We start from the raw sequence: 18,557 nt of genomic DNA on the forward strand, positions 1-18,557 counted from the left end.
ATGCTCTCCGATCAGGATCGCATCTTCACCAACCTCTACGGCCTGCATTCGCCGGGTCTCGACGAGGCCAAAAAGCGGGGCGCCTGGGACGGCACCAAGTTCCTGCTCGAGATGGGCCGCGACTGGATCATCGAGGAGATGAAGCAGTCGGGCCTGCGCGGGCGCGGCGGCGCCGGCTTCCCCACTGGCCTCAAGTGGTCGTTCATGCCGAAGAAGTCGGATGGGCGCCCGCACTACCTCGTCGTCAACGCCGACGAGTCGGAGCCCGGCACCTGCAAGGACCGGGAGATCATGCGGCACGATCCGCATCTTCTCATCGAGGGTTGCCTGCTGGCCTCGTTCGCGATGGCGGCGCATGCCTGCTACATCTACATCCGTGGCGAATACGTCGCCGAGAAACATGCCCTGCAGAAGGCCGTCGACGAGGCCTACGCGGCACGGCTCGTCGGCAAGGACAACGTCCACGGTTACCCGTTCGACATCTACGTCCACCACGGTGCGGGCGCCTACATCTGCGGCGAAGAGACGGCGCTGCTCGAGAGCCTCGAAGGCAAGAAGGGCATGCCGCGCCTGAAGCCGCCGTTCCCGGCCAATATGGGCCTCTACGGCTGCCCGACGACGGTGAACAACGTCGAGTCCATCGCGGTGGCCGGCACCATTCTGCGTCGGGGCGGGGCGTGGTTCGCTGGACTCGGTGGCAAGAACAACACCGGCACCAAGCTGTTCTGCGTCTCGGGCCACGTCAACAAGCCCTGCAACGTCGAGGAAGAACTCGGGATCACCTTCCGCGAACTCATCGACAAGCATTGCGGCGGCATGCGCGGCGGCTGGGACAACCTGCTGTGCTCGATTCCCGGCGGCTCCTCGGTGCCCCTGGTACCGGCCGAGCAGATCATCGACGCCAAGATGGACTTCGACACCCTGAAGAACCTCGGCTCCGGTCTCGGCACTGCGGCGGTCATCGTGCTGGACCGCTCCACCGACATCGTCTCGGCCATCGCCCGCATCGCCTACTTCTACAAGCACGAGTCCTGCGGCCAGTGCACGCCGTGTCGCGAGGGCACCGGCTGGATGTGGCGGGTGATGCTGCGCATGGCCGAGGGCCGAGCCCAGCGCCGCGAGATCGACATGTTGCTCGATGTCACGAAGCAGATCGAGGGCCACACCATCTGCGCGCTCGGCGACGCGGCGGCCTGGCCGATCCAGGGCCTGATCCGGCACTTCCGGCCCGAAATCGAGAAACGCATCGATCGCTACAGCGCCAACCCGCATTCCGACCCGGTGCCGATGGCGGCGGAGTGATCCGTAGCCCACGCCAACCCGAATTCGAACCCGAGACCCACGCATGACCAAGATCGTCGTCGACGGCACCGAGGTCGATGTTCCGGCGGATTACACGCTTCTCCAGGCGTGCGAGATCGCGGGCGCGGAGATCCCGCGTTTCTGCTTCCACGAGCGGCTGTCCATCGCTGGCAATTGCCGGATGTGTCTCGTCGAGCTCAAGGGTGCGCCGAAGCCCGTGGCCTCTTGCGCCTACGCGGTGAAGGATTGCCGGCCCGGACCCAACGGCGAGCCGCCGGAGGTCCTGACCCGCTCCGGCACGACCAAGAAGGCCCGCGAGGGGGTGATGGAGTTCCTCCTCATCAACCACCCCCTCGATTGCCCGATCTGTGACCAGGGCGGCCATTGCGACCTGCAGGATCAGGCGATGGCCTACGGCGTCGATTCGACCCGCTACGGCGAGAACAAACGCGCGGTGGAAGAGAAGTACATCGGTCCGCTGGTCCGCACGGCCATGAACCGCTGCATCCACTGCACCCGCTGCGTCCGCTTCCTCGCCGAAGTCGCCGGTGTGCCGGATCTCGGCGCCATCGGGCGCGGCGAGGACATGGAGATCACGAGCTACCTCGAATCCGCCATGGGCTCCGAGCTCCAGGGCAACGTCGCCGACCTGTGCCCCGTGGGTGCGCTGGTCCACAAGCCGCAGAGCTACGAGGTCCGGCCCTGGGAGCTGTCGAAGACCGAGTCCATCGACGTGATGGACGCGGTGGGCTGCGCCATCCGGGTCGACGCCAAGGGCCGCGAGGTCATGCAGATCGAGCCGCGCATCAACGAGGCGGTCAACGAAGAGTGGATCTCGGACAAGACCCGCCATGCCGTCGACGGCCTGCGCATGCAGCGTCTCGACCGGCCCTACGTCCGTGAGAACGGCCGCCTGCGTCCGGCTTCCTGGGGCGAGGCCTTCGCGGCCATTGCCGCTAGGGTGAAGGGTACGGACGCCAAGCGCATCGGCGCCATCGTGGGCGATCTCGCGGGCGTCGAGGAGATCTTCGCGCTCAAGATCCTGATGACCGCCCTCGGCGTGACCAACCTCGACAGCCGGCAGGCCGGCGAGACGCTCGATCCGGCCTGGGGCCGGGCCGCTTACACCCTGGGTACGACGATCCCGGGCATCGAAGACGCCGATGCTATCCTCCTGGTCGGGACGAACCCTCGTCTCGAAGCCTCCCTCCTCAACGTTCGCATCCGTAAGCGCTGGCGCATGGCGCCGCTCGCTGTTGGCCTCATCGGCGAAGCGGTGGACCTGACCTATCCGCACACCTATCTGGGCGCCGGGCCGGAGACCCTGGCGGAGGTCGCCTCCGGACGGCACAGTTTCGCCGAGGTGCTGAAGGCCGCGAACCGGCCCCTCGTCATCGTCGGCATGGGCGCCCTGTCGCGGCCGGACGGCGCGGCGATCCTTGCCGCCGCTGCGGCGCTCGCCAAGGACATCGGCGCTGTGACGCCGGACTGGAACGGCTTCGGCGTGCTTCATACGGCCGCCGCCCGCGTCGGCGCCCTTGATCTCGGCTTCGTGCCGGGGGAGGGCGGGCTCGACCTCGCGGCCATGATTCAGGGCGGTGCCCTCGACGTACTGTTCAATCTCGGCGCCGACGAGGTCGAGGTCGGCCCCGGTGCCTTCGTGGTCTACCAGGGCACCCACGGCGACCGCGGCGCCACCCGCGCCGATGTGGTTCTGCCGGGGGCGGCCTACACCGAGAAGAGCGCGACCTACGTCAACCTCGAAGGCCGTGTGCAGATGACCAACCGCGCCGGCTTCCCGCCCGGCGACGCGCGCGAGGATTGGGCGATCCTGAGGGCACTGTCCGACGTGCTCGGCCAGCGCCTGCCGTTCGATTCGCTGGGTGCCCTGCGCCGGACGCTCTACGGGGCGTATCCGCACCTCGCCGCCCTCGATACGGTGGCGCTGAGCGACGCCGTGGCGGCGGTCGATGCCCTGGCCGGCCTCGGCGGTACGCCCGACCGCACGGCTTTCGCGCCGGCGGTACCGGACTTCTACCTCACCAACGCGATCGCCCGCGCCTCGCGGGTGCTCGCCGAATGTTCGAGCCTCGCCCGCGTGCGCGGCCTCGAAGCCGCCGAATAGGGATTTTCTCCGATGACCTTCTGGGAAATCCTCGGCGCCGTGCTGCTCATGGCCTTCAAGAGCTTCGTGCTCCTGGCGCTGCTCCTCGTCTTCATCGCCTACGCGTTGCTCGCCGACCGCAAGATCTGGGCGGCGGTGCAGTTGCGGCGCGGCCCCAACGTGGTCGGCCCGTGGGGCCTGTTCCAGTCCTTCGCCGATCTGCTCAAGTTCGTCCTGAAGGAGCCGGTCATTCCGGCCGGCGCCAACAAGGGCCTGTTCCTGCTGGCGCCGCTGGTGTTCGCGACCCTGGCGCTCGCCGCCTGGGCGGTGATTCCCTTGGCCGAAGGCTGGGCGCTCGCCGACCTCAACGTCGGTATCACCTACATCTTCGCCATCTCGAGTCTCGGCGTCTACGGCGTGCTCATGGGCGGCTGGGCCTCGAACTCGAAATACGCATTCCTGGGCGCGCTGCGCTCGGCGGCGCAGATGATCTCCTACGAGGTGTCTCTCGGCTTCGTCATCATCTGTGTGCTGCTCTGCGCCGGCTCGCTCAACCTCTCGCGCATCGTCATGGCGCAGGACACGTCGCTCGGCATCCTCGGCTGGTACTGGCTGTGGCTGTTCCCGATGTTCATCGTGTTCTTCATCTCGGCCCTCGCCGAGACCAATCGCCCGCCCTTCGATCTGCCGGAGGCCGAATCGGAGCTCGTGGCCGGCTACATGGTCGAGTATTCCTCGACGCCGTACCTGCTGTTCATGCTCGGCGAGTACGTGGCGATCATGACCATGTGCGCGCTCGGCACGGTGCTGTTCCTCGGCGGTTGGCTCTCGCCGATCCCGTTCGCGCCCTTCACCTGGGTGCCGGGCCTGATCTGGTTCGCCCTGAAGGCCAGCTTCCTGTTCTTCATGATCGCCATGGTGAAGGCCATGGTGCCCCGCTACCGCTACGATCAGCTCATGCGGCTCGGGTGGAAGGTGTTCCTTCCCCTCTCGCTCGTCTCGGTCGTCGTCGTCGCCTTCGTGCTCAAGCTGACCGGCCTCGCGCCGGGCGCCTGACATCATCCAATGGGAGATCCGAGCCATGAAGCTCGATCAGGTCGCCAAGGGCCTTCTGCTCAGGGAGTTCGTGACGGGGTTCGCCCTCGCCATGCGCTACTTCTTCAAGCCGAAGGCCACCATCAACTACCCCTTCGAGATGGGGCACCGGGGGCCGCGCTTCCGGGGCGAGCACGCCCTGCGCCGGTATCCCAACGGCGAGGAGCGGTGCATCGCCTGCAAGCTGTGCGAGGCGATCTGCCCTGCCCAGGCCATCACCATCGAGGCCGGCCCGCGCCGCAACGACGGCACCCGCCGTACCACGCGCTACGACATCGACATGGTGAAGTGCATCTATTGCGGCATGTGTCAGGAGGCGTGCCCGGTGGATGCCATCGTCGAGGGGCCGAACCTCGAATTCTCCGTGGAGACCCGCGAGGAGCTGCTCTACGACAAGGACAAGCTCCTCCTGAACGGCGACCGCTGGGAGCGCGAGATCGCGCGCAACCTCGCCGTGGACGCGCCTTACCGGTAAAGCCGGCGGCTCCGCGGTTGTGCACCGCAGGGCCGGGTTCTATAGACGGGCGGCCTGTCCTGGCCCTGCGAGCGGCTTGCACGGGCCATGGACGAATCAACGGCAGAAGGGGCTGTCCTCGGGACGGCTGATCTCCACAATCGCATGAGTGCAGCCGCAGCCTTCTTCTACCTGTTCGCCGGCGTGACCGTCGCTTCGGGCTTCATGGTGATCGCCTCGCGCAATCCCGTCGCCTCGGTGCTGTACCTCATCCTCGCCTTCGTGAACGCCGCCGGCCTCTTCGTCATGATGGGCGCCGAGTTCCTCGCGATGATCCTCGTCGTGGTTTATGTCGGTGCCGTCGCGGTGCTGTTCCTGTTCGTCGTGATGATGCTCGACGTGGACTTCGCCCAGCTGCGACAGGGCTTTCAGCGCTACCTGCCCATCGGCGCGCTCATCGGGGCGATCTTCCTGATCGAGCTGATCCTCGTCGTCGGCTCCTGGAGCATCGATCCCGATCTGCTGCAGGCGCCCCTGGGGCCGCTCGCCAGCACCGAGGGCGTCACCAACACCCAGGCCCTCGGTCGGGTGCTCTACACCGATTACGTCTTCTACTTCCAGCTCGCCGGCATGATCCTCCTGACGGCGATGATCGGTGCCATCGTGCTCACCCTGCGCGACCGGCCCGGCGTCAAGCGCCAGAACATCTCCGTGCAGAACGCCCGCACGCAGGCCGATGCGGTGGAGACCCGCAAGGTGCCCTCGCGCCAGGGCGTGGAAGTCTGATGGCGGATTCCGGGAGACCCATCCGATGATCGGCCTGAGCCACTACCTCACCGTCGCGGCGATCCTGTTCACCCTCGGGGTGCTCGGGATCTTCATCAACCGCAAGAACGTCATCGTCATCCTGATGTCCGTGGAGCTCATCCTCCTCGCGGTGAACATCAACCTCGTGGCGTTCTCGACCCATCTGAACGACATCACCGGCCAGGTCTTCGCCCTGTTCGTGCTCACCGTGGCGGCGGCCGAGGCAGCCATCGGACTCGCCATCCTCGTCGTGTTCTTCCGCAACCGCGGCTCCATCGCGGTCGAGGACGTGAACATGATGAAGGGTTGAGTACGCCGACCAGATCCAGACCCGATCGAACGGGGCTCAAACGGGCCGCGGGCGGTGACACGAAGACAGGGCTCGTTCGCGAGACTCCGCGCGTAGCGCGGGACTAGCCACGACCCAGGAGGCCGGACAAGCCAGCGATGTATCACGCGATCGTCTTCTTCCCGCTCATCGGCGCCCTGCTGGCCGGTCTGTTCGGCCGTCAGCTCGGCCCCAAAGTGTGCGAAGCCATCACCACCGGGCTTCTCGCTTTCTCGGCATTGCTCTCCTGGGGTGTGTTTCTCGAGATCCCGGGGACGGAACACGCCACGCGGGTTCAGGTCGCGACGTGGTTCACCGCGGGTGACCTCGTGGTCGACTGGGCCTTCCGGATCGACACCCTCACGGCCGTCATGCTGGTGGTGGTCACCTCAGTCTCGACCCTCGTCCACCTCTACTCCATCGGCTACATGGCCGAGGATCCGCACCGGCCGCGCTTCTTCGCCTACCTGTCGCTCTTCACCTTCGCCATGCTCATGCTGGTGACGGCCGACAACCTCGTGCAGATGTTCTTCGGCTGGGAAGGCGTTGGCCTCGCCTCCTACCTGCTGATCGGGTTCTGGTACGAGAAGCCCTCGGCCAACGCCGCCGCCATGAAGGCCTTCATCGTCAACCGCGTCGGCGATTTCGGCTTCTCGCTCGGCATCTTCCTCGTGTTCGTCCTCACGGGCTCCGTCGCCTTCGAGGGCATCTTCGCCCGCGCGCCCGAGATCAAGGACGCGACCTTCCACTTCCTCGGCTACGACTGGAGTGCCTGGACGCTCGCCTGCCTGCTGCTTTTCATGGGGGCCATGGGCAAGTCGGCGCAGTTCCTGCTCCACACCTGGCTGCCCGACGCCATGGAGGGGCCGACGCCGGTCTCCGCCCTCATCCACGCCGCCACCATGGTGACGGCCGGCGTGTTCATGGTCGCGCGCCTGTCGCCGATCTTCGAGCTGGCCCCGAACGCCCTCGTGGTCGTCACGGTGATCGGCGGTATCACGGCGTTCTTCGCCGCCACGGTCGGCCTCGTGCAGAACGACATCAAGCGGGTGATCGCGTACTCGACCTGCTCGCAGCTCGGCTACATGTTCGTGGCGCTCGGCGTCGGCGCCTACTCGGCCGCCGTGTTCCACCTCTTCACCCACGCCTTCTTCAAGGCGCTACTGTTCCTCGGCGCCGGCTCGGTCATCCACGCGATGCACCACGAGCAGGACATGCGGAACATGGGGAATCTCCGCCGCTACATCCCGTTCACCACCGCGATGATGACCATCGGGACGCTGGCGCTCATCGGCTTCCCGTTCACCGCAGGGTACTATTCCAAGGATGCCATCATCGAGGCGGCCTACGCCTCGACCCGGCCGGGTCACACCCTGGCGTTCTTCGCCACCGTCATCGCCGCCCTGATGACCTCGTTCTATTCCTGGCGCCTGTTCTTCATGACCTTCGAGGGACCGGCGCGCTGGGCCGGTCACGGAGCCGCGCATCACGGCGATCATCACGCGGTGGCGCATGCGGGGACATCCGCTCAGGCCGACGGGGCGCCGGGCCACCACGAGGGTGTCGCCCACGACGACAAGGGCCACGACGTGGAGCCCGCCTCGCACAGCGCCATCGAGCACCACGACCATGCGCACACGCCGCATGAGAGCCCGCTGGTGATGACGATCCCGCTCGGCATCCTTGCCTTCGGTGCCCTGTTCGCCGGCCTGATCTTCAAGAACCGCTTCATCGGCGAGGGCATGAACGAGTTCTGGGGGCATTCCCTAGGTCACGGTCCCGACAACCACATCATGCACGACATCCACTCGGTGCCAGCCCTGGTGGCCTACTCGCCCGCCATCATGATGCTCATCGGTTTCGTCCTGGCGTTCTGGATGTACATTCGCCGGCCCGAACTGCCCGGCCAGCTCGCCGCCCAGCAGCCGAGCCTTTACCGGTTCCTGCTCAACAAGTGGTACTTCGACGAACTCTACGATCGGATCTTCGTTCGACCGGCCAAGGATTTCGGCAAGTTCCTCTGGAAGGAGGGCGATGGCCGGGTCATCGACGGCATGGGTCCCGACGGGATCGCCACCCGCGTGATGGACGTCACCCGCGGCGTCGTCCGGCTCCAGACCGGCTACGTCTACCACTACGCCTTCGTCATGCTCGTCGGTGTCGCCGGCTTCATCAGCTGGTACATGCTCACCGGCCTGCCCAAGGTCGCACATTGATGGTCGCGAAGAAGCACGGGAGCGCCCGCTAGATGTTCGGCCTCGGAATCCTCTCCGGCCTCCTGATCGTGCCCCTGTGCGGCGCGGCTTTCATCCTCACCCTTGGGGACGACACGGAGGCCTCGAAGCGCAACGCCCGCTGGGCGGCCCTCGCCACCACGCTCCTCACCTTCCTCCTGTCCCTGGTGGCCTGGAGCCGGTTCGACGCGACCACGTCGAGCTTCCAGCTCATCGAGACCCATGCGTGGCTGACCGAGTCGATCCGGTTCAAGCTCGGCGTCGACGGCTTCTCGATGCCGCTGATCCTGCTGACCACGTTCCTGATGCCGTTCTGCATCGGCGCCTCGTGGCTCTCCATCGATAAGCGGGTGAAGGAGTACTACGTCGCCTTCCTCGTCCTCGAGACGACGATGATCGGGGTGTTCCAGGCCCTCGATCTGGTGCTGTTCTATCTGTTCTTCGAGGCAGGCCTGATCCCGATGTTCCTCATCATCGGCATCTGGGGCGGCAAGCGGCGCATCTACGCCAGCTTCAAGTTCTTCCTCTACACCCTGCTCGGGTCCGTGCTGATGCTGCTCGCCATCATGGCGATGTACTGGCACGCCGGCACCACCGACATCCCGACCCTGCTGCACACCCGCTTCCCCACGGGGATGCAGACCTGGCTGTGGCTCGCCTTCTTCGCCTCCTTCGCGGTGAAGATGCCCATGTGGCCGGTCCACACCTGGCTGCCCGACGCGCACGTGGAGGCGCCAACCGCCGGCTCGGTGATCCTGGCGGGCATCCTGCTCAAGATGGGCGGCTACGGCTTCATCCGCATCTCCCTGCCGATGTTCCCCGACGCATCCCTCGCTTTCGCCCCGATGGTGTTCGCGCTCTCGGTCGTCGCGATCATCTTCACGTCGCTGATCGCGATGATGCAGACGGACATCAAGAAGCTCATCGCCTACTCGTCCGTGGCGCATATGGGCTTCGTCACCCTCGGGCTGTTCACCCTCAACGAGCAGGGTATCCAGGGCGCCCTGTTCCTGATGATCTCCCACGGCATCGTCTCGGGCGCGCTCTTTCTCTGCGTCGGCGTGGTCTACGACCGGATGCACACCCGCGAGATCGCCGCCTATGGCGGCCTCGTGAAGCGCATGCCCCTCTACGCGGCGGCCATGATGGTGTTCACCATGGCCAACGTCGGCCTCCCCGGCACCTCGGGCTTCGTCGGAGAGTTCCTCGCCATGATGGGCGCCTTCAAGGCCAACCCCACGGTGGCGTTCTTCTCGGTGTTCGGCATCATCCTGTCGGCGGGCTACGCCCTGTGGCTCTACGCCCGGGTGATCTACGGCAAGCTCGAGAAGCCCAACCTCCAGGGGATTTTCGATCTCGATCTGCGCGAGAAGATCATCATCGCGCCGCTCGTCGCCCTGACGATCTACTACGGGGTCCATCCGGCCCCGATCCTCGACACCTTCGCCCCGTCGACGGAGGCCTTGATGCAGAGCATGAAGACCGCGCTCTCGAACACGCAGACGGCGGCCGCCCTCCCGCCCGTCGCGCGCTGAAAGCTTCGATCCGATGACCGTCGCCCAATCCGTCCTGCCCGCGCTCTGGCCCGCCCTGCCGGAATTGATCCTCGGCGTCGGCGTCCTCGTCCTCGTCCTCTACGGGTCGTTCCGGGGCGAGCGCTCGGCCGAGGGTGTCAATGTCGGCGCCCTGCTGCTGCTGGTCTTGGCCCTGTTCGTGGTCATGTCCCAGCCGGGCACCAAGGTGACGACGCTGAACGGCTCGTTCATCGTCGACGGCTTCTCGAAGGTGATGAAGGCCCTGATCCTGCTGGGCTCCGCCGCCTCGATCCTGCTGTCGCGCGACTACTTCCAGCGCGAGCGCATCGACCGGTTCGAGTTTCCGATCCTCATCGTGCTCTGCGCTCTGGGCATGATGGTCATGGCGTCGGCCAACGACCTGATCTCGCTCTATCTCGGCCTCGAACTGCAGTCGCTCGCCGCCTACGTCATCGCGGCCTTCCACCGCGACAACCTGAAATCCACCGAAGCCGGCCTGAAGTACTTCGTCCTCGGCGCGCTCTCGTCGGGCATGCTGCTTTACGGCGCGTCCCTGGTCTACGGCTTCACCGGCACGGTTTCGTTCCCCGGCATCGTCGCGGCCCTGAACGACACCACCGTCGGCTTCGGTCTCGTTCTCGGCATCGTGTTCGTCGCCGCCGGCGTCGCGTTCAAGCTCGCCGCCGTGCCGTTCCACATGTGGACGCCGGACGTCTACGAGGGCTCGCCGACGCCCGTCACCGCGTTCTTCGCCTCGGCCCCGAAGATGGCCGCCATGGCCATGACCGTGCGGATCTTCATCGGCGCCTTCCCGGACGTGACGGCGGTCTGGCAGCAGATCATCGTGTTCGTCGCCATCGCCTCCATGGCGCTCGGTTCGTTCGCCGCCATCGGACAGCGCTCCATCAAGCGGCTGATGGCGTATTCCTCCATCGGCAACGTCGGCTACGCCCTCGTCGGCCTGGCGGCGAGTTCGCAGGCGGGCATCAGCGGCGTGGTGATCTACATGATCATCTACCTCGCCATGACGCTGGGCGCCTTCGCCGTGATCCTGTCGCTCCGCCGGGGTGGACAGATGTTCGAGACGGTCGACGACCTGTCGGGCCTGTCGCGCACCCACCCGGTTCTGGCCTTCTGTCTGGCCGCGATGATGTTCTCCCTCGCGGGAATTCCGCCGCTCGCCGGGTTCTTCGCGAAGTTCTACGTCTTCGCTGCGGCCATCGAGGCCAACCTCGTGGCGCTCGCCATCATCGGCGTCGTCACCAGCGTGGTCGGGGCGTTCTATTATCTCCGCCTCGTCAAGGTGATGTACTTCGATGAGCCGTTGGCACCCTACGATCCCATGGCGCCCGGCCTGCGCATCGTGCTCGGCCTCTCCAGCGCCGTGGTGATCCTGTTCGTGCTGCTGCCGGCGCCCCTCGTGGGGGCCGCGGGGGCGGCCGCGAAGTCGCTGTTCGCCGGGTCCTGAGGCGCGAGCCTTGAGCGGCTACCACCTCGGAGCCCTGGCGCGGGCGGCCGGACACCGGCTGCACGTTCACGACTGCCTCGGCTCCACCAACACCGAGGCCTTGGAGCGGGCGCGCGACGGCGAGGCCGGCCCCCTCTGGGTGGTCGCCCATCGCCAGACCGCAGGGCGCGGCCGGCGCGGAAACAACTGGGCCTCCTTGCCCGGCAACCTCACCGCCAGTGTGCTCTGGCCGGTGCAGGACGTCGATCCAGCTGTGGTGCCGACCCTGGGTTTCGTCGCCGGCGTCGGGCTGATGGCAGCCTTTCGCCAAGCCGGCGTTGGCAGCATCGCCTTGAAATGGCCCAACGACATCCTGGCCTCCGGGGCCAAGCTCGCCGGCCTCCTCCTCGAAGCCGAGACGCTCCCTGGTGGGCGCCGCTGCGTGGTCATGGGCTTCGGCGTCAACGTCGCTGCGGCACCGGAGGGCTTGCCTTATCCGGCTACGTGCCTCAGGCAGATGCGGCACGCCACGCGCGCCGAGGATCTGTTCGTCGAACTGACGGATGGGATCGTCGACGCCGCGCGAGTATGGGATCGTGGCCGGGGATTCTCAGAAATCCGCGAACGCTGGATCGCCGACGCTGCCGGACTCGGCGCGAGGGTGACCGTTCGGACCGGCGACACCCGCGTGGACGGAATTTTCGAGACGATCGACGGGGCCGGGCGGCTCGTTGTCCGATCGGAGGATGGAACGCGACGGACCGTGACGGCGGGCGAGGTGCATCTGGGTACGGCCGCGACGGCGGCTTGAGGTTCAAGTGAAAATGACGACAGGGCAAGACGAACTCGTCTTCGTGCCGCTCGGCGGCGTGGGCGAGATCGGCATGAACGCGGCGTTGTACGGCTTCGGGCCGGCCAAGCGCCGCAAATGGATCATGGTCGATTGCGGCATGGGCTTTGCCGGGGAAGAGGGCTTTCCCGGCATCGACCTGATGTTCCCGGACCTGAGCTTCATCGAGGAGCGCAAGGACGATCTCCTCGGGATCTTCATCACCCATGCGCACGAGGACCATATCGGCGCCATCGGTGAGCTGTGGCCCAAGCTCAAGGCTCCGGTCTACGCCACGCGCTTCGCCAAGAACCTTCTGGAGGCCCGTCGCCTCAGCGAGCCGGGTGCTCCGAAGGTGGTGCTCAAGGAGATCCAGGCTGGACGCCGCGTCCAGCTCGGCCCCTTCGACATCGAGTACATCCCCGTCTCGCACTCGATCCCCGAGTCGAACGCGGTGGCCATCCGCACGCCCCACGGCCTGCTGCTCCACACCGGCGACTGGAAGCTCGACCCGACCCCGATCCTCGGCGACGTCACCTCCGAGGCGACGTTCCGGGCGTTGGGCGACGAGGGCATCCTCGCCATGATCAGCGATTCGACCAACGTGGTGCGCGAGGGGCGCTCCCCGAGCGAGGCCGAGGTCGCCGCCACCCTGCGCGAGCTGATCTCGGAAGCGCCCCACCGCGTCGCGGTCACCACCTTCGCGTCCAACGTCGCCCGGATGCGGGCCGTCGCCGAGGCCGCTCAGGCTTGCGGCCGCGAGGTCGTGGCCGTCGGTCGTGCCATGGATCGGGTCATCGGCGTCGCCCGCGAATGCGGCTTCCTCGACGGCCTGCCCGAGTTCCGCTCGGCCGACGCCTATGGGTATCTCCCACGCGACAAGGTGGTGTGCCTGCTCACGGGTTCGCAGGGCGAAGAGCGCGCGGCCCTGGCCCGTGTCTCGCGCGACGACCATCCCGACGTGACCCTGGCCGCCGGCGATCGGGTGATCTTCTCCTCCCGTGCCATCCCGGGCAACGAGCGGGCCGTGGGTGCGATCATCAACGATCTCATCAACGCCGGTATCGAGGTGGTCACCGACCGGACCAAGCTCGTCCACGTCTCGGGCCATCCCCGGCGCGACGAGATGGCCGAGATGTACGCCTGGACCCGGCCGCAGACGGCGATCCCCGTCCACGGCGAGGCCCTGCACCTCGACGAGCACGCGCGATTCGCACGGGCCCAGGGCGTGCCGAACATCGTCAAGGCCCGCAACGGCAGCGTCGTGCGCCTCGCGCCCGGCACGCCGGAGATCGTCGATCACGTCAAGGCCGGCCGCCTGTTCAAGGATGGCAACATCCTCATCGACGCCAAGGACCGGGCGATTCCCGAGCGGCGCAAGCTGGCGCAGGCCGGCCTCGTCTCCGTCGCCATCGCCATCGACGAACAGGGCGAAGTCCTGGGCGAACCCGCCATCGACATCATCGGCCTGCCCAATCGCGGTCGGACCGGTCAGCCCATGCTGGACGTGGTGATCGAGTGCGTCTCCCGAACCCTCGGCGGTCTGTCGAAGGCCAAGCGTAAGGACGCCGAGGCCGTCGAGAAGGCCGTCGACCGGGCGATCCGCTCGGGCGTCAACGAAGTCTGGGGCAAGAAGCCCGCCTGCCACGTCCAGGTGGTCGAAGTCTGAGCCTCACGCCCCTCTCTCCCCGCGCGGAGAGAGGGGCGCGCCAGCGGATTCATCACGGAGGGAGCAAACATGATCGGACGCCTCAACCACGTCGCCATCGCCGTGCGCGATCTCGATGCCGCTTGCGCCATCTATCGCGATACCCTCGGCGCCACGGTCACCGAGCCGCTGCCGCAGCCCGAGCACGGCGTCACGGTCGTGTTCGTCAACCTGCCCAACAGCAAGGTCGAGCTCATGGCCCCCCTGGGCGAGGGCTCGCCCATCGAGGGCTTCGTCGAGCGCAATCCGAACGGCGGCGTCCACCACGTCTGCTACGAGGTCGACGACATCCTGGCGGCCCGCGACAAGCTCAAGGCACAGGGCGCCCGCGTGCTCGGCACCGGCGAGCCCAAGATCGGCGCCCATGGCAAGCCGGTGCTGTTTCTCCACCCCAAGGACTTCCTCGGGACCCTCGTCGAGCTGGAGCAGGTCTGACCCGCATGGGCGCCGTTCTCAACGCCGTCGCCGCCTCGACCTTGCGGACGCTGGCGGCCATGCTGCTGGTCGTCGGCCTCGTGGTCGTCGTGGCGGTGAGCCAGTTCAAGCTGACGGTGATCGGCGCCTTTGCACTCTACTTCGTCGTGTGGTGGACGCTGTTGTTCGCGATCCTGCCGATCCGAAACCAGGCGGAGACCGATCCGGCCCGGGTCGTGCCGGGCCAGGATCCCGGCGCTCCAGCCTCCCCGCGCCTGCGCGAGAAGGCGCTCTGGACCACACTGCTCGCCAGCGTGGTGTTCCTGATCGCGATCCCGGTCTTCGAGCTGGCCGGGCTGTAGTCGCATCGGCGGCGCGTCCGGAAGGCGGGCATAAAAAAAGCAAGGCCTGAGCCTTGCTTTTGAAAAGACGGTCGATGGCGCAGCCTATTTATCTCACGCATCTTGACGGCGTGGCGGCTGATTTTTCCTCCCAAGACTCGGGCACGTCGCGGCCACTCGAGGGCTTTGCGACCAGCACCGGGCGCTTATAGGAATAAGAATTCCCATTGTCACGTCTCCGGGGATGGAGTTCGGCGTTTTTCTACCGGAAACGCACCAAACTGTTATCCGCCGCACCGAGGCGGCCACCGGCGGGGATCACAGCGGCCTGCGGTGTCGCCCGGCTGCGCTTGTATTTTCCCGGTGCAATGTGTTGTGTGCCCCGGCGTGCCTGACATCGGGGCACGCTGGTCCAGGGCCTTCCATGCGTCTCTCCCGCTATTTCCTCCCCACCTTGCGCGAGACGCCCAAGGAGGCCGAGATCGTCTCGCACCGGCTGATGCTGCGGGCCGGCCTCGTGCGCCAGGAATCCGCGGGCATCTACGCTTGGCTGCCGCTGGGCCTGCGAGTACTCAACCGCGTCTGCGCCGTGATCCGCGAAGAGCAGGACCGGGCGGGCGCCATCGAGCTCCTGATGCCGTCCATCCAGTCGGCGGACCTCTGGAAGGAATCCGGGCGCTACGAGGCCTACGGCAAGGAGATGCTTCGCATCTCCGACCGTCACGACCGCGAGATGCTGTTCGGCCCCACCGCCGAGGAGGTCGTCACCGAGATTTTTCGCGGGAGCGTGAAATCCTACAAGGACCTGCCGAAGAATCTCTACCAGATCTCGTGGAAGTTCCGCGACGAGGTGCGGCCCCGCTTCGGCACCATGCGTTCGCGCGAGTTCCTGATGAAGGATGCCTACTCGTTCGATATCGACCAGGCGGCGGCGCGCCACGCCTACAACCGCATGTTCGTGGCGTACCTGCGCACCTTCGCGGGCCTCGGGCTGAAGGCGATCCCCATGCGGGCCGATACCGGCCCCATCGGCGGCGACCTCAGCCACGAGTTCATCATCCTGGCGCAGACGGGCGAGAGCGAGGTGTTCTGCGACCGCCAGTACCTCGACTTCGAGACTCCGCCGGTCACCACGGACTTCGAGGATGTCGCCGGCCTCCAGGGCACCGTCGACCGCTGGACCTCGCACTACGCCGCCACCAGCGAGATGCACGAGCCGGCTGCCTTCGCGGAGGTGTCGCAGGACAACCAGATGGCCGCGCGCGGCATCGAGGTCGGGCACATCTTCTACTTCGGCACCAAGTATTCCGAGCCCATGGGCGCCAGGGTCACCGGTCCCGACGGGGTCGAGCGCCCGGTTCATATGGGTTCCTACGGCATCGGCCCGAGCCGGCTCGTGGCCGCCATCATCGAGGCCTCCCACGACGAGGCCGGCATCGTCTGGCCGGATTCCGTGGCACCGTTCGACGTGGCGCTCATCAACCTCAAGACCGGTGACGCGGCCACCGACGCGGCCTGCACGGAGATCCAGGGCACCCTGGAGGCCGCCGGCCTCACGGTGCTCTACGACGACCGCGACGAGCGTCCGGGCGCCAAGTTCGCCACGGCCGACCTCATCGGCCTGCCCTGGCAGGTCATCGTCGGGCCGCGCGGTCTCGCCGAGGGCAAGGTCGAGATCAAGCGTCGGGCCGGCGGCGAGCGCGAGACCATCGCGCCCATCGATCTCCTCTCCCGCCTGAAGCGGGTCTGACCCCGCCATGGCAGCGGCGTTGATGGACCGGCTGAAGGGAGCCGGCGCCCTGTTCCGGCGCGGCAGCACGCCACCGTTCGCCGGGTTCGAGTGGATCCTCGCCGGGCGCTACCTGCGCGCGCGGCGGCGCGGCGGCGGCGTGTCCGTGGTGGCGTTCTTCTCAGTGCTGGGCATCGCCCTCGGCGTCGCGACACTCATCATCGTTCTGTCGGTGATGAACGGCTTCCGGACGGAATTGCTGTCGAAGATCGTCGGCATCAACGGGCACGTCTTCGTCACGCCGATCGATCGCCTCTTCACCGATTTCGAGGACCTCTCCGACCGTCTGGCGAAGGTCGCGGGGGTGCGCGCCGCGATCCCCCTCGTCGAGGGGCAGGCCTTCGCCTCCTCGCCGTATGGGGGCAGCGGCGTCCTCGTGCGCGGCATCCGGGCGGACGACCTCGACAAGATCGGCTCCATCGCCAAGAACATCCGGGGCGGCACCCTGGCGGGATTCGAGGACGGCACCGGCGTCGCCATCGGCCGGCGTCTGGCCGAGGCTCTCGGGCTGCAGGCGGGCGACAACATCACCCTGTCGACGCCCAAGGGCGCGACGACGCCGTTCGGCACGGCGCCGCGCACCAAGTCCTACGTGGTCAAGGCGATCTTCGAGATCGGCATGACCGAGTTCGACGCCACCTTCGTGTTCATGCCGCTCGCCGAATCGCAGGCCTTCTTCAACCGCGACAACGACGTCAGTCTCATCGAGGTGTACCTCGACAACGCCGACGGGGTGGCGGCCATGCGGCCCGACCTCGAGATGGCGGCAGAGCGTCCGGTGCTCCTCACCGACTGGCGCCAGCGCAACCGCACCTTCTTCGGGGCGCTGGAGGTGGAGCGGAACGTGATGTTCCTCATCCTCAGCCTCATCGTGGTGGTGGCGACCCTGAACATCGTCTCGGGGCTGATCCTCCTCGTGCGCGACAAGTCGAGCGACATCGCCATCCTGCGCACCATGGGGGCCACGCCCGGTACGGTGATGCGGGTGTTCCTCATCAATGGGGCGTTGATCGGCGTGGTCGGAACCCTCAGCGGCCTCGGCCTCGGCATCCTCATCACCCTCAACATCAAGCCGATCCAGCGCGTGCTGTTTCCCTCCGCCTGGGACCCCACCGTGCGGTTCCTCGCCGAGATTCCGGCGGAGATGAATTCGAGCGAGATCACCGTGGTGGTCGTCACCTCCATCGTCCTGTCGCTCGTCGCGACCCTGTATCCCTCTTGGCGCGCCGCCCGGCTCGATCCGGTGCAGGCCCTGCGCTACGGCTGAGCGAAAGCTTTAGGATTCCCATGACCACGACAGCCGATGCGTCCGGCGTGCAGCCGGTCCCGGCCCTGTTCTTCGCCAAGGTGGAGCGGCGCTACACCCAAGGGGCCGGGGCCCTCGATATCCTGCGCGGCGCCGATTTCGCGATTTGGCCCGGCGAACTCGTCGCGCTGGTCGCCCCCTCGGGCGCCGGCAAATCGACCCTGCTGCATATCGCCGGCCTGCTCGAGCGGCCCGATGCCGGCGAAGTCTTCCTCGGCGGCCGGCCCACCGCCGCCATGGCGGATTCCGAGCGCACCCGCATCCGCCGGGAGGAGATGGGCTTCGTCTATCAGTTCCACCATCTCCTGCCCGAGTTCTCCGCCCTGGAGAACGTGGTGATGCCCCAGCTCATCCGCGGCCTGTCGGGCAAGGAGGCCAAGGCCCGGGCCACCGAACTCCTGAGCTTTCTCGGCCTCAAGGATCGCCTGATCCATCGCCCGGCCGAGCTCTCCGGCGGCGAGCAGCAGCGCGTCGCCATCGCCCGCGCGGTCGCCAACGGGCCGCGCCTGCTCCTCGCCGACGAGCCCACAGGCAACCTCGACCCGCACACCGCCGCGCACGTCTTCGGCATCCTCGTCTCGCTCGTGCGTGCGTCCGGCCTCGCCGCCCTGGTGGCCACCCACAACATGGAGCTCGCCGCCCGCATGGACCGGCGCGTGACGATCCGCGACGGCTTGATCGAGCCGCTGGACTGATACGGTTTCCGGATGATCGATACCGGAACAGTCTCAGGCAGCCCGCGCGACACCTGAGCGAAGCCCCAATCCGTAATCGCAAAGCGATCGACTGGTATGAGGCGGCGGCGCCGATCGTCCGTCGCGCGCGCCTTCGGTCAGCCGGTGATGCGAAACCGTCCGCCCCAGG

At 67.0% G+C, this 18,557-nt stretch carries 16 protein-coding genes; all 16 read left to right on the forward strand.

Going from position 1 to position 18,557, the window contains the following annotated elements:
* The 16 genes from nuoF (at nt 1) to ASF22_RS09230 (ending at nt 18,388) form a co-directional block, all read left to right on the forward strand.
* Complete coding sequence (gene nuoF, locus ASF22_RS09155) at nt 1-1,302, forward strand: NADH-quinone oxidoreductase subunit NuoF (protein ID WP_056263522.1); 1,302 nt, start codon at nt 1-3, stop codon at nt 1,300-1,302.
* A 43-nt stretch (nt 1,303-1,345) separates the two neighbouring features.
* The gene (gene nuoG / locus ASF22_RS09160; protein ID WP_056263524.1) at nt 1,346-3,427 is read left to right on the forward strand and encodes an NADH-quinone oxidoreductase subunit NuoG; all 2,082 of its coding nucleotides are present in this window, start codon (nt 1,346-1,348) and stop codon (nt 3,425-3,427) included.
* 12 nt (nt 3,428-3,439) lie between these two features.
* The gene (nuoH, locus tag ASF22_RS09165) at nt 3,440-4,462 is read left to right on the forward strand and encodes an NADH-quinone oxidoreductase subunit NuoH (protein ID WP_056263526.1); all 1,023 of its coding nucleotides are present in this window, start codon (nt 3,440-3,442) and stop codon (nt 4,460-4,462) included.
* A 25-nt stretch (nt 4,463-4,487) separates the two neighbouring features.
* Nucleotides 4,488-4,976, forward strand: a complete 489-nt coding sequence (nuoI, locus tag ASF22_RS09170) for an NADH-quinone oxidoreductase subunit NuoI (protein WP_056166568.1) — start codon at nt 4,488-4,490, stop codon at nt 4,974-4,976.
* 144 nt (nt 4,977-5,120) lie between these two features.
* Nucleotides 5,121-5,741: an NADH-quinone oxidoreductase subunit J gene (locus ASF22_RS09175; RefSeq protein WP_056166570.1), complete on the forward strand. Its 621-nt coding sequence runs from the start codon at nt 5,121-5,123 to the stop codon at nt 5,739-5,741.
* A gap of 25 nt (nt 5,742-5,766) precedes the next feature.
* Nucleotides 5,767-6,072, forward strand: a complete 306-nt coding sequence (gene nuoK, locus ASF22_RS09180; RefSeq protein ID WP_056089088.1) for an NADH-quinone oxidoreductase subunit NuoK — start codon at nt 5,767-5,769, stop codon at nt 6,070-6,072.
* A gap of 137 nt (nt 6,073-6,209) precedes the next feature.
* Nucleotides 6,210-8,306, forward strand: coding sequence for an NADH-quinone oxidoreductase subunit L (gene nuoL, locus ASF22_RS09185; RefSeq protein WP_056263527.1), 2,097 nt, complete (start codon nt 6,210-6,212; stop codon nt 8,304-8,306).
* Nucleotides 8,307-8,338: 32 nt separating this feature from the next.
* On the forward strand, nt 8,339-9,859 hold the full coding sequence (locus tag ASF22_RS09190; protein ID WP_056166576.1) for an NADH-quinone oxidoreductase subunit M: 1,521 nt from the start codon (nt 8,339-8,341) through the stop codon (nt 9,857-9,859).
* Nucleotides 9,860-9,872: 13 nt separating this feature from the next.
* The gene (gene nuoN, locus ASF22_RS09195) at nt 9,873-11,327 is read left to right on the forward strand and encodes an NADH-quinone oxidoreductase subunit NuoN (protein WP_056263529.1); all 1,455 of its coding nucleotides are present in this window, start codon (nt 9,873-9,875) and stop codon (nt 11,325-11,327) included.
* Between the two features lie 10 nt (nt 11,328-11,337).
* Nucleotides 11,338-12,117, forward strand: a complete 780-nt coding sequence (locus ASF22_RS09200; protein ID WP_056166582.1) for a biotin--[acetyl-CoA-carboxylase] ligase — start codon at nt 11,338-11,340, stop codon at nt 12,115-12,117.
* Between the two features lie 13 nt (nt 12,118-12,130).
* Nucleotides 12,131-13,804 carry a ribonuclease J gene (locus ASF22_RS09205; RefSeq protein ID WP_056263531.1) on the forward strand — a complete coding sequence of 558 codons (1,674 nt, stop codon included), beginning with the start codon at nt 12,131-12,133 and terminating at the stop codon, nt 13,802-13,804.
* A 69-nt stretch (nt 13,805-13,873) separates the two neighbouring features.
* Nucleotides 13,874-14,278: a methylmalonyl-CoA epimerase gene (gene mce / locus ASF22_RS09210; protein ID WP_056166588.1), complete on the forward strand. Its 405-nt coding sequence runs from the start codon at nt 13,874-13,876 to the stop codon at nt 14,276-14,278.
* 5 nt (nt 14,279-14,283) lie between these two features.
* Entirely contained in the window at nt 14,284-14,619 is a 336-nt protein-coding gene (locus ASF22_RS09215) for a DUF1467 family protein (RefSeq protein ID WP_156368825.1), read from the forward strand.
* 403 nt (nt 14,620-15,022) lie between these two features.
* Nucleotides 15,023-16,348, forward strand: a complete 1,326-nt coding sequence (gene proS / locus ASF22_RS09220; RefSeq protein WP_056166593.1) for a proline--tRNA ligase — start codon at nt 15,023-15,025, stop codon at nt 16,346-16,348.
* A gap of 7 nt (nt 16,349-16,355) precedes the next feature.
* The gene (locus ASF22_RS09225; protein WP_056166606.1) at nt 16,356-17,654 is read left to right on the forward strand and encodes a lipoprotein-releasing ABC transporter permease subunit; all 1,299 of its coding nucleotides are present in this window, start codon (nt 16,356-16,358) and stop codon (nt 17,652-17,654) included.
* 20 nt (nt 17,655-17,674) lie between these two features.
* The gene (locus ASF22_RS09230; RefSeq protein ID WP_056166610.1) at nt 17,675-18,388 is read left to right on the forward strand and encodes an ABC transporter ATP-binding protein; all 714 of its coding nucleotides are present in this window, start codon (nt 17,675-17,677) and stop codon (nt 18,386-18,388) included.
* Nucleotides 18,389-18,557 lie beyond the last annotated feature (169 nt).

Source organism: Methylobacterium sp. Leaf87 (genome assembly GCF_001422775.1).
GTDB lineage: Bacteria > Pseudomonadota > Alphaproteobacteria > Rhizobiales > Beijerinckiaceae > Methylobacterium.